This window comes from Nocardia aobensis NBRC 100429 (genome assembly GCF_000308375.1).
Lineage (GTDB): Bacteria > Actinomycetota > Actinomycetes > Mycobacteriales > Mycobacteriaceae > Nocardia > Nocardia aobensis.
The window spans coordinates 54,099-67,888 of record NZ_BAFQ01000147.1 but is presented as its reverse complement, the minus strand read 5'-3'; the positions used below and the strand labels follow the sequence as shown (position 1 = coordinate 67,888).

The 13,790-nt window shown below is 70.9% G+C and carries 1 protein-coding gene; it reads left to right on the top strand.

Annotated features, from left to right (window positions below):
- Positions 1-120: 120 nt before the first annotated feature.
- A complete protein-coding gene (locus RJ03_RS19080) occupies positions 121-13,770 on the top strand; it encodes a type I polyketide synthase (RefSeq protein ID WP_281032288.1) in 13,650 nt (4,549 codons plus the stop codon).
- Positions 13,771-13,790: the final 20 nt, after the last annotated feature.

Genomic DNA, 13,790 nt, shown 5'->3' with positions numbered 1-13,790 from the left:
GACTCTTCGCTGGGCCGTGAACGCGTCCAAAAACGTTGTATAGAAGCAGAATTCGTACCCCCCGGGCAATGGTGAGGGCGTTCGCGAGTTCGCGCGTTCATCGAGGAAGGAATTTCAGAGGTGACCGGATCGGCAAATGCCGTCGCTATCGTCGGTATGTCCTGCAGAATGCCGGGGGCGGCCGATCTCGACGGTTATTGGCAGCTGCTCAGAGACGGGCGCGCCGCGATCGGCGCGGCGCCGGCCGGACGGGAGAACATCACCGAGCGCGCCGGTTTCCTGAGTACCGCAGGAGATTTCGACGCGGACTTCTTCGGGATCTCGCCCAACGAAGCGCGGGCGATCGATCCACAGCAACTGCTGGCACTGGAACTGGGCTGGGAGGCGCTCGAGGACGCCGGCCTGACCGCCACGCCGAGCGACGGCCGGCGCCACGGCGTGTTCTTGGGTTGTACCGGAAGCGATTTCGCCGAACTGCTCGCCTCGCAGGGTGGCCCGGGCGTCGGCCGCCACTCGCTGTGGGGAGTCGGGCGCGGCATCATCGCCAACCGCGTCTCGAACTACTTCGGTTTCGGCGGCCCGAGCGTCCTGGTCGACAGCGCCCAGGCGTCGTCGCTGGTCGCGGTGCATCTGGCCTGCGAGAGCCTGCGCAGCGGGGAAAGTGAGCTGGCGCTGGCCGGCGGTCTGAATCTGATTCTCTCGCCGACCAGCAGCGAGCGGATCGAGCAGTTCGGCGCACAGTCGGCACTCGGCGCCTGCTACACCTTCGACGCGCGAGCCGACGGGTTCGTGCGGGGTGAGGGCGGCGCCATGGTGGTGCTGAAATCGCTGGACCGCGCCATCGCCGACGGCGACCGGATCCATGCCGTGATCCGCGGCAGTGCGGTCGCCACCGGTAACGAGCGCCGTGTGCTGAGCGCGCCCAGCCGTGACGCGCAAGCCGCGGCGATCCGCGCGGCGCTGACCGCGGCGGGCGTCGACGCGCCGTCGGTGCAGTACGTCGAACTGCACGGCACGGGAACACCGGCCGGTGATCCGGTGGAGGCGGCCGCGCTCGGTGACACCTACGGCCCGGATCGCGACACCCCGCTGGCCGTCGGCTCGGTCAAGACCAATATCGGTCACCTGGAGGGCGCTTCGGGTATCGCGGGCCTGGTCAAGACCGTGCTCTGCCTTTCCCGCCGGGAACTGGTCGCCAGCCTGAACTTCGAGACGCCGAATCCTCGAATTCCGCTCGGCGAGTTGGCTTTACGCGTCGTCACCGATACCGAGAACTGGCCTGCGGCCGCGGTGCGCCGGGCCGGGGTGTCGTCGTTCGGCATGGGCGGCTCGAATGCCCACGTGATCGTGGAGGAGGCGCCCGAGGTCGGCTCGGCCACGGCGGACGACGACACCGGCGCGGTGGCGTGGGTGGTCTCGGCCCGGAGCGAGGGCGGCGTCCGGGCGCAAGCGGCCCGGCTGCGGGAATGGCTGTTGCGCCATCCGGAGCCGACCGCGGCCGACGTGGGTTTCTCCCTGCTGACCACGCGCGCCCGAATGGAATGGCGCGGCAGCGTCGTCGGCCGGGACCGCGACGACCTGCTGGCGGGCTTGGCGGCCCTGGCCGACCCGGCCGCGCCCGCGGTGGCGATCGAACCCGCTGTCGGGCGCGCCGCGCCACGGCGGATCGCCTTCGTCTTCCCAGGACAGGGAAGCCAATGGGAGGGTATGGCGCTGGGCCTGCTGGACGCGGGCGGCGCGTTCGCGGAGTCGATCGCCGAATGCGACGCGGCGTTGGCGCCCTACGTGGACTGGTCGCTGACGGCCGTACTGCGTGGTGCGCACGACGCGCCCCCGCTGGACCGGGTGGACGTGGTGCAACCCGTGCTGTTCGCGGTGATGGTCTCGCTGGCGCGGATGTGGCGCGCGGCCGGTGTGGAACCGGATGTGGTGATCGGTCATTCGCAGGGTGAGATCGCGGCCGCTCACATCGCCGGTGGGCTGTCGCTGTCCGACGCCGCGCGGGTGGTGGCGCTGCGGTCGCGGGCGGTGGCCGAGGAACTGGCCGGGCAGGGCGCGATGGCCTCGATCGGGCTCGGTGCGGACGCGCTGCGCGAACGCCTGTCCGCGTACGGCGATCGGCTGTCGATGGCCGCGGTGAACGGGCCCGCCCAGTGTGTGATCGCCGGTGACGTCGAGGCGGTGGCGGAGTTCGTCGCGGCCTGTGCCAGGGCCGGAGTGTGGGCCCGCCGGATTCCGGTGGACTACGCGTCACATTCGAAGGCGGTCGAGCGGGTCCGCGCGCGGCTGCTCTCGGAACTCGCGCCCATCCGCCCGCGCTCCGGGGCAGTGCCGATGTTCTCCACGGTGACCGCCGAGCGGGTGGATACCGCGGAACTGGATGCCGACTACTGGTACCGGTCGTTGCGGGAGCCGGTTCGATTCGCCGATGCCGTCACCGCGCTGATCGCCGACGGTGTGGACGGTTTCGTCGAGACGAGTCCGCATCCGGTGCTGACCATGGGTGTGGGGGTGACCGCCGAAGCGGCCGGTGCGGGCGCGGAGGTAGCGGTCGTCGGGTCGTTGCGCCGCGGCGAGGGCGGGCCGGAGCGGTTCCTGGCCTCGCTGGCCCAGGCATTCTGCGCCGGGATGCCCGTGGCGCCACGAGCACTGGTGCCGGGGGGAACGCGAGTCGACCTGCCGCCGTACGCGTTTCAGCGTCGCACGGTCGCGTCCGGTACGCCGGTCGCCCGCGCCGCGACCGCCGCGCGGATTCCGGAGGTCGAGGCCGACGGTGCGGAACAGACGGCGACCTGGGATGACACACCGCTGGCGCGGCGACTGCGGGGCGCCCCCGAATATCAGTACGACACCCTCGTTCTCGACATCGTTCGCGAGCAGGCCGCGGCCGTCCTCGGTCACGAGTCGGCCGAGGCGATCCACCCCACGTTGCCGCTCACCGAGTTCGGCTTCGACTCCGTCAGCGGCGTGCAACTGCAGAATCGGTTGACGCGGGCCACCGGAATTCCCCTGCCGGCGTCGCTCGTCTTCGACCATCCGACCGCGACCGCCGTCGCCACACTGCTGCGGGAACGGATCACCGGCGTCGAGCGCGGGCACCGTCGGGCGGCGCGGCGCGGTACCGCCGACGAACCGATCGCGATCGTCGGCATGAGCGCCCGTTTTCCCGGCGGGGTGCGATCCGCGCAGGACCTGTGGGATCTGGTGGCCGCGGGCCGGGATGCGATCGGCGAATTCCCCACCGATCGCGGATGGGACCTGGACCGGCTCTTCGATCCGGATCCGGGAAAACCCGGTACGGTCTACACCCGCCATGGTGGATTCCTCAGTGGCGCAGCCGATTTCGATCCGTCCTTCTTCGGGATCAGCCCGCGGGAAGCGCTGGCGATGGATCCGCAACAGCGTCTGCTGCTCGAAACATCATGGGAAGCCCTGGAGGACGCGGGTATCGACCCGACCTCGCTACGCGGCAGCGATACCGGTGTGTTCGTCGGCGCCTGCTCGTCGGGCTATGCCGGACGGGTGACCGGTGACCTGGAGGGTTTCCGGCTGACCGGCACGTCGCACAGTGTCATCTCCGGCCGCGTCGCCTACGTGTTCGGCCTGGAAGGTCCGGCGGTGACGGTCGATACCGCGTGCTCGTCGTCGCTGGTGGCGTTGCACCTGGCCTGTCAGGCGTTGCGTCAGGGGGACAGTTCGCTGGTGCTCGCCGGTGGAGTCACCGTCGCGGCCAGTCCCTACCTCTACGTCGACTTCTCGCGGCAGCGCGGTCTGGCACCGGACGGCCGGTGCAAGGCGTTCTCCGCCGCCGCCGACGGTGTGGCCTGGTCGGAGGGTTCCGGCGTGCTGGTGCTGGAACGACTGTCGGACGCACAGCGGCTCGGCCACGACATCGTGGCCGTCGTCCGCGGTAGTGCGGTGAACCAGGACGGCGCGAGCAACGGTCTGACCGCCCCGAACGGTCCGTCGCAGGAACGGGTGATCGCGCAGGCCCTCGCCAATGCGGGACTATCGGCCGGCGACGTCGACGCCGTCGAGGCGCACGGCACCGGCACCACGCTGGGTGATCCGATCGAGGCGCAGGCGTTGATCGCCGCCTACGGACGCGACCGTGGGGAACCGTTGCGGATCGGGTCCCTGAAATCGAATATCGGTCATACCGTCGCCGCCGCCGGCGTGGCGGGTGTGATCAAGATGGTGCAGGCACTGCGCCACGAGCGGTTGCCACGCACCTTGCACGCCGACACGCCGTCCCCGCACGTGGACTGGGCGACCGGTGCGGTGCGGCTGCTGACCGACGCCGAACCGTGGCCCACCGGCGATCGGGTGCGCCGGGCCGGTGTGTCGTCGTTCGGGATCAGCGGCACCAATTCTCACGTGATCCTCGAGGAAGCGCCGGCCGCGCAGCGTGTCGAAAGTGCTGCGACACAGCCGGTTACCACCGTCGCGAGCATCCCGTTGCTGATCTCGGGCAAGGGGGAGGCGGGGCTGCGAGCGCAGGCGGCGACGCTGCACACCTGGTTGTCGGAGCGTCCGCAGGCCGTTATCGCCGAGGTCGCCCAGGCGCTGGCCACCGACCGTGCGCACTTGGATTCGCGCAGTGTGGTTTTCGGCCGCGATCGGGAGGAGGTGCTCGCGCGGCTGGCCGATCTCGCCGCGGCGCGTCCGGGCACCGATATCGTCGACGGCGTCGCCGGTTCGGGGCGGACGGCGTTCCTGTTCACCGGTCAGGGCGCCCAGCGGATCGGTATGGGCGCGGGCCTGTACGAGGCGTTCCCGGTTTTCGCCGAGGCGCTGGATTCGGTGTGCGCGCAGTTCGACCCGATGCTGAACCGTTCGCTGCGGGAGGTCATGTTCGGCGACGCCGCGCTGCTGGATCGCACCGAGTTCACTCAGCCGGCCCTGTTCGCCTTCGAGGTGGCGATGTTTCGCCTGCTCGAATCGTTCGGTGTCACAGCGGATGTGCTGATCGGCCATTCCATCGGCGAACTCGCGGCGGCGCATCTGGCGGGGCTGTGGTCGCTCCCGGACGCCTGCCGGTTGGTGGCGGCGCGGGGCCGGCTCATGGGCGCGCTGCCCGCCGGTGGCGCGATGTTGGCGGTCGCGGCGACCGAGGCGGAGGTGAACGACGCCGTTGCCGAGCATCCGGGCCGGGTGTCGGTTGCCGCCGTGAACGCGCCTGGAGCCCTGGTGGTTTCGGGGGACGAGGAGGCGATCGAGCGGATCGAGGCGCGATTCGCCGAGCGGGGCGCGAAGACGACGCGGTTGCGCGTCGGCCATGCCTTCCACTCACATCGGATGGACCCGATGCTGGCCGAATTCGAGTCGGTAGCAGCGGAATTGACCTACCATCGGCCCCGGCTGCCGATGGTGTCGAATGTGTCCGGTCAGCTCGCCGGGGACGACATACTGGAACCGGCGTACTGGGTGCGGCAGGTGCGGGCAGCGGTGCGATTCGCGCCGGGGATCGAGACGCTGGCCGCCTCGGGCGTGCGCCGATTCCTGGAGCTGGGACCGGATGCGGTCCTGGCGGCGCTGACCCGCCGGAGCCTGCCGGAGACCGCGGACTCCACGGTGGCCGCCGCCGCGCGCCGCGATCACGACGAAATCCGGCAGTTGCTGACCATGCTGGCGCACGCGCACGTCGCGGGCGTGCGAGTGGATTGGCCCCCCCTGTTCGGGCACCGGCCGCGACGTCGAGTTCCGCTGCCCACCTACGCTTTCCGTCACCAGCGCTTCTGGTTGCCGCAGCGGGAGACCGCCGGCGACTCCTCGGCGCACCCGCTGCTCACCGGCGTGGTGCCGGTGGCCGGTACGGACGAATTCGTTTTCACCGGCCGGTTCTCGCTGTCGTCGGATCCCTGGGTGGCCGACCACATGACCTACGGCACCGTCGTGTTGCCGAGCGCGACCCTCGTGGAATTCCTGCTGGTCGCGGGCGGCCGTATCGGCTGCGGTGTCCTCGACGAGCTCACCCTGGAGGCGCCGATCCTGCCGTCGGGTGACGACGAGGTCGAACTCCAGGTGTCGGTGCGGGAGCCGGATCCGAGCGGGCGACGGTCGTTCGTCTTCCACTTCCGGCGAGCGGGGGAGTGGGTGCGCAATGCCAGCGGCGTGCTGGCCCCCGCGTGGGAGGGCGGTGACGCGCTGCTGGACCGCCTGCGCGACGAGCCGTGGCCCCCCGCCGACGCCGAAACACTCGATACCGCATGGATTCCCGAGCAGATCGCCACCGGATCCGGCCTCGAGTACGGTCCGGCATTCCTCGGGGTCGAGGCCGCGTGGCAGCGGGACGGGACGGTCTTCTCCGAGATCGCCCTGGACACCGTGGCCGCATCCGATCCGGAACGGTTCGATCTGCATCCGGCGCTGCTCGATCTGGTGATGCACGCCGGCCTGGCCGGACTCGTCTGGCGCGATCAGGACGGCGACCCGGACACCGGCCGGCTGTTGTTCCGCTGGGGTGGTGCGCGGTTGCATCAGCCGCTGGTCAAGGCGACGCGGTTGCGTGTCATCGCGGTTGCCTCCGGGCCGGAGACGATCTCGGTGGCGACCGTGGACGATTCGGGCCGGCCGGTCGTCTCCGTCGACGCGGTCGTCATGCGGCCCTACGACGTGCGACAGCTGCGCGGCACCATGACCGCGGACGACGCCGGTCTCTACGAGCTGCAGTGGACGCCCATGGCGGCGCCGACGATCGTGTCCGCGAACCGGATGGCCGTACTCGGTTCCGAGCCGCTCGCCGGCATCGACGCGTGCTATGCGACGCCCGCGGAAGTCGCTGCCGCACAGCCGATTCCGGAAACCGTCGTCTGGCGGCCGGATATCGGATCCGCATCCGGCGACCCGGCGGCCGTCCGCACGCACCTGGAGTCGGTGCTGGCCACGGTGCAGTCCTGGTTGACCGAAGAACGCCTGGCCGGGACCCGGTTGATCGTGACGACGGCCAACGGCGCCGCGCTGCCGGGCGAGACACCGGATTCCGCCGCCGCTGCCGTCCGGGGGCTGATCCGCAGCGCCCAGTCCGAATATCCGGGCCGGTTCGTCCTCGTCGACGCCGACGACTCGGTCGCCGACCGGGACGTTCGGACGGTCCTCGATGCGGTGCTCGCGGCCGACGAGCCTCAGGTCGCGGCGCGCCGCGGAGCGGTACTCGTGCCCAGGCTGGCGCGGGTGCGCGACGAGTACCGGCAGGAGCCCGCGTTCGGCGACGGCACCGTTCTGATCACCGGTGGCACCGGCGGTCTCGGTGCGCTTGTCGCCCGTCACCTGGTCTCCGCGCACGGCGTCCGTCGGCTGCTGCTGGTCTCGCGGCGAGGCGAGAATTCCCCCGGTGCAATGGAATTGGCCGCCGAACTCGCGGAAGCCGGCGCCACCGTCGAGGTGGCGGCCTGTGACGTCGGCGATCGGGCGGCCGTGCGCGGGCTGCTCGGCTCGATCGTGCCCGAGCATCCGCTGACCGCGGTCATCCACGCGGCCGGTGTGCTCGACGACGCCACCCTGGCCGGACTCGACGCCGAACAGCTGCGGCGGGTATTCGACGCGAAGGCCGCCGCCGCCCACCACCTGCACGAACTCACCAGTGACCTGACGGCATTCGTGCTGTTCTCCTCCGTCGCCGCGACGATCGGATCGGCCGGCCAGGCGAACTACGCCGCCGCCAACTCCTGTCTCGACGCGCTGGCCCACGCCCGGCGGGCCGCGGGGCTGCCCGCGGTGTCGCTGGCGTGGGGACCGTGGAATTCCGCCGGCGGTATGACCGGCGACCTCGACCGCAGCGCGGTCGCACGCTGGGAGCGGCTCGGCCTGCACCCGCTCGGCGATGCCGAAGGTCTGCGACTGTTCGACGCCGCCATCGGTCGCGGGGACGCGCACGCGGTGGCGATGCGGTTCGATCCGGCGCAGCTGCGGCGCGAAGCCCGCCACGGTGTGGTGCCCGCGGCGCTGCGCGGCTTCCTGCCCCGGACCGCGGAACGGACCACCGACCGGCCCGCAGCCGCATCCGGCGCGTTGGCCGCCCGCCTGAGCGAGGTTCCCGACAGCGCCCGCGCGGAGGTGGTGCTCGAGTTGGTCCGCGAACACGCGGCCGCCGTGCTCGGGCACCCGTCCGCCGCGGACGTCGACCCCGGGGCGCGTTTCGACGCCCTGGGATTCGATTCGCTCGGCGGCGTGGAATTCCGCAACCGGCTGTCGAAGGCCACCGGCGTGCAGCTGCCGTCGACCCTGGTCTTCGATCACCCGACCGCCGACGCGGTCGCCGCCCTGCTGCGCGCCAAGATCGAGGGCACCGACTCCGCCCGCCCGGTCCACGCGCCCCGGCGGGCCCGCGCGGACGAACCCATCGCGATCGTCGGCATGAGCTGCCGATTCCCGGGTGGTGCCGACAGCCCCGAACAGTTGTGGGATCTCGTGTCCTCGGGAACCGATGCCACCACCGAATTCCCGGACGATCGCGGGTGGGACCTGGCGCGGCTGATCGACCCGGATCCCGACAAGCCCGGCACCGTATACAGCCGCGGTGGTGGATTCCTCGGCGCCGCAGGCGATTTCGACGCCGGATTCTTCGGCATCAGCCCGCGTGAGGCACTGGCGATGGACCCGCAGCAGCGGCTGCTGCTGGAAACGTCCTGGGAAGCGCTGGAACACTCCGGCATCGACCCGATGACGTTGCGCGGCAGCGATACCGGTGTCTTCGCGGGCGCCTGCGCCTCGGGCTATGTCGATCACGTGACCGGCGATCTGGAGGGTTTCCGGCTGACCGGCACCACCCACAGCGTGGTCTCCGGGCGCGTCGCCTACGTCTTCGGGTTGGAGGGGCCGGCGGTCACGATCGACACCGCCTGCTCATCGTCGCTGGTGGCGTTGCATCTGGCGTGCCAGGCGCTGCGTCAGGGCGAAACGTCGCTGGCGCTGGCGGGCGGTGTGACCGTGGCGGCCACTCCTTATCTCTCCGTCGATTTCGCGCGGCAGCGCGGCCTGTCACCGGACGGCCGGTGCAAGGCGTTCTCCGCCGCGGCCGACGGTGTCGCGTTCTCCGAGGGTGTCGGCGTCCTGGTGCTGGAGCGGTTGTCGGATGCGCGGCGGCAGGGTCACGAGATCCTGGCGGTGATCCGGGGCAGCGCGGTCAACCAGGACGGTGCGAGCAACGGCCTGACCGCGCCGAACGGCCCCTCGCAGGAGCGAGTGATCGGCCAGGCCCTCGCGGCCGCCGGCCTCACACCCGCCGATGTGGACGCGGTGGAGGCACACGGGACCGGCACGCCACTCGGTGATCCGATCGAGGCCAACGCGTTGATAGCCGCCTATGGTCGCGACCGTGGGGACCGTGAGCCGCTGCGCATCGGTTCGATCAAGTCGAATATCGGTCATACCGTCGCGGCCGCCGGTGTCGGTGGCGTGATCAAGATGGTGCAGGCGCTGCGCCACGAAACCCTGCCACCGACCCTGCACGCGGAAACCCCGTCGCCGCACGTGGATTGGTCCGCGGGAGACGTGCGTCTGCTGTCCCGTGCGGAACCCTGGCGTGCCGGGAAGAGCGTTCGGCGGGCGGGCGTCTCCTCCTTCGGTGTCAGCGGCACAAACGCCCACTTGATCATCGAGGAGGCACCCGCCCCGCGACCGCCGGTCTCGGCGCCGGTCGCCGCCGGCCCGGACCTGCCGATGCCCTGGCTGGTGTCGGCCAGGAGCGAGACCGCGCTCGGAGCACAGGCGGCGAAACTGCGGCAGTGGCTGGACGACCACGCCGGCGCCGACCCCCTGGACGTGGCCTATTCGCTGCTCACCACCCGTACGCATCACGAGTTCCGGGCGGTGGTGCTCGGCGGTGAGCGCGACGAAATGCTCACCGCGCTGGCCCGGCTCGCGGCCGGAAACATCACTCCGGCAGTGGTTTCCGGCTCGCCGCGCGCCGGAAAGACCGCATTCCTGTTCACCGGTCAGGGCGCGCAGCGCGCCGGTATGGGCGCCGGACTGGCCGCGGCGTTCCCGGTCTTCGCCGCAGCGCTGGACGAGGTCTGCGCCCGATTCGATCCGCTGCTGGGATGTTCGCTGCGGCAGGTGATGTTCACCGGTCGTGCGGACGATCGGGACGCGGCCGCATCGGACGGGGTATTGGATCGGACCCGGCTGACGCAGCCGGCCCTGTTCGCGTTCGAGGTGGCGCTGTACCGGCTCGTCGAGTCGTTCGGCGTGGTCCCCGATCTGCTGATCGGACATTCGATCGGTGAACTGGCCGCCGCGTATGTCGCCGGGGTGTGGTCGCTCGACGATGCCTGCACACTGGTGGCGGCGCGCGGCCGGTTGATGGACGCGCTGCCGCCGGGCGGGGCGATGCTGGCGATCGCCGCGCCCGAAACCGACGTGGTCACGGCGCTCGAGGCATTCGGTGACCGGGTGTCGCTGGCCGCGGTGAATTCTCCCGGCGCCGTGGTGGTTTCGGGTGACGAGGACGTCGTCGCGCAGCTCGATCGGCAGTTCTCCGGCGAGGGACGCAAGACCAGTCGTCTGCGGGTGTCGCACGCGTTCCATTCCGCTCGGATGGAGCCGATGCTGGCCGAATTCCGTGCCGTCGCGGACGGGGTCACCTTCCGTGCGCCGCGAATCCCGTTGGTGTCGAATGTTTCCGGTGCCGTCGCCGGCGACGAGATCGTGGACCCGGGCTATTGGACGTCGCAGGTGCGTGCCGCGGTCCGGTTCGCGCCGGGTGTCGCCGCACTGGTGGCCGCGGGTGCGCGCCGGTTCCTCGAAATCGGGCCCGACGCGGTGCTGGCGGCGATGACGCGGCAGACGCTCACCGAGGAGGTCGAGCAGCGGTCCGTGGTCGCCGCGGCGGCCCGCCGAGACCACGACGAGGTCGAGCAGTTCCTGACGATGCTCGCCCATGCCCACACCGCCGGACTGGCCGTGGACTGGAATCAGCTGTACGCGGGCCGCCGGGTATCCCGAATCCCGTTGCCCACCTACGCGTTCGACCATCGCCGGTACTGGCTCGAGCCGCCGCGTGCGGATCGTGCGGCCGCATCGGAGCATCCGCTGCTCACCGAGGTGGTGCGGGTGGCCGACCGCGACGAATGGCTGTTCACCGGTCGGCTCGCGCAGCGCACCCACCCGTGGCTCGCCGACCACACCACCTACGGTGTCGTGCTCGTACCGAGCGCCGCGCTGATGGAGATGCTGCTGGTCGCCGGTGAGCGCATCGGCTGTGCCGCGGTGGAGGAGTTGACGCTCGAGGCGCCGATCCTGCCCCCTGCCGACGGCGAGGTCGAACTCCAGGTGCTGGTGCGGGAACCGGACGCCACGGGACGCCGTTCGTTCACAGTCCACTACCGCCTGGCCGAGGCACCCGATCGCGAGTGGTCCAGGAACGCCAGCGGCGTGCTGAGCGCCGAGCAGCTCACCGACATCGGACTCGTGGACATGCTACGCACCGAGCCGTGGCCGCCCGCCGACGCCGAACCGGTGGACACCGACTGGATTCCGGCGCAGGTGGCGCGGGCCGCCGGACTGGAATACGGTCCGGCGTTCCTCGGTGTCGAGGCGGCCTGGCGCAGCGGGGACACCGTCTTCTCCGAGGTCGCGTTGGACGGGGAGGTTCCCGCCGAGCGGTTCCGGCTGCATCCGGCGCTGTTCGACATGGTCATGCATGCCGGGCTCGCCTGCCTGATCTGGCCGGATCACCAGGGCAATCCGGCCGAGGGCAAACTTCTGTTCCGCTGGGGCGCAACGCAGATCCATCGCACCGCGCCGGTCGGCTCCCTGCGGGTGATGGCGGTTCAGCGCAGCAGCGAGGCGATCAGCGTGGTGGCCGTCGACCGGGACGGCAATGCGGTGGTGACCATCGACGAGGTGGTCATGCGCTCCTACGACGTCCAGCAGTTCCGGGCCACGCTCTCGGGCGGGCGAGCCGCGCGATACGGAATGCGATGGACGGCAGTCGATGTCCCGGCGGCACCGCTCGGACGTACGGTCCTGCTGGGCGCGGCGGGGATGTCGGGTATCGAGGAGCGTTATCCGGATCAGGCGGCGCTCGCCGCCCGTGCGACGGCTCCCGACGTGGTGGTGTGGTCCGAACATGCTGTGGTGCAGAGTGATTCACCACAGGCCACGGGCGATCGGGTGAAGAGCGCGCTGCGGGTGGTACGCGAGTGGCTGGCCGACGAGCGTGTCGCACCGTCGCAGCTGGTCGTGGTGACCGCCCGTGCGGCGACGCTGCCCGGCGAGATCCCCGACGCCGCGGCGGCGGCGGTGTGGGGATTGATCCGGAGCGCCCAAACCGAATATCCCGGACGGATCGTGCTGCTCGATACGGATGAAACGGCGATTTCGGCCGAATCGGTCCGGGTTGCGATCGCCACCGGTGAGCCGCAGCTGGCGGTTCGCGGCGATCGCTTCCTGGCGCCGCGGCTCGAGCCGCTGTCCGCGCACCCGGCCGAGAGGGTGTCGTTCGGCGCCGGCACGGTCCTGATCACCGGTGGGACCGGAGGACTGGGTGCACTGCTGGCGCGGCATCTCGTCACCGCATACGGGGTGCGGCGACTGCTGCTGGTCTCCCGGCGTGGTGACCGTGCGGACGGGGCGGCGGAACTGTCGGCGGAACTGTCCGGGCTCGGCGCGCAGGTGCGGATCGCCGCGTGCGATGTGAGCGACCGTGCCGCACTGCGTGATCTGCTGACCGACGACACGCGCGACCATCCGCTCACCGGCGTCGTCCACACCGCGGGCGTTCTCGACGACAGCGCGTTCCATACCCTCACCGACGCGGGCGTCGGCCGGGTGCTCGCGGCCAAGGCCGAGGCGGCGTGGCATCTGCACGAACTCACCCGCGACATGGATCTGTCCGCGTTCGTGCTGTTCTCGTCGATCGCCGGGTCGATCGGCTCGGCCGGACAGGCGAATTACGCCGCCGCCAACAGCTTCCTGGACGCCCTGGCGGTCCGGCGCCGCGCCGAGGGATTGCCGGCCCTGTCACTCGCCTGGGGGCCGTGGCAGCAGGACATCGGCATGACCGGGGTGCTGGACCGCACCGCGCTGGCGCGGCTGGAACGTCTGGGTCTGGCTCCGCTGGACCGTGCCGAGGGGCTGCGATTGTTCGACGAATCGCTCACCGCGCCCGAGCCGGCGCCGGTGCTGGTGCACTTGGACACCGACACGCTGCGCATGGAGGCCCATACCGGCTCGATACCGGCGGTGCTGCGCGGATTCGTGCGCACGTCCGGCCGGACGGCCACCGCCTCGCGCGGTGACGTCTCGCTCGGGGAGCGTCTGCACGGGGTCGCGGAGGAGAAGCGGCGCGGCGTCGTTCTCGATCTCGTGCGCGAGAACGTCGCGGCGGTACTGGGTTACGGCTCGGCCGACGATATCGGGGCCGACCGCGGTTTCAGCGAACTCGGCTTCGATTCGCTCGGCGGCGTGGAGTTCCGCAACCGGCTGTCGAAGGCGACGGGGCTGTCGCTGCCCTCGACCCTGGTCTTCGACTATCCGACGGCGGCCGAAGTCGCCGACTATCTGCTGGCGCAAACCACCGTGACGGCGCCGCAGTCGCCGACCTCGGCGGCGGCGCCCGACGACATCGCGCGGCTCGAGGCGCTGCTCGAGCGCATCATCACCGGCGGTGACGACAGCGACCGGACCGTGGCCGGCCTGCGGGGCGTCAGCGAGCGCCTGCGCGGTTTTCTGGGGGGCACGTCGTCGGACGGTAACTACGACGACCTCGAATTCACTTCCGACAGTGAGCTGTTCGACCTGATCGACGAGGAGTTTGGCCCCGCATGAGCACCCCCGATACGAGCAAC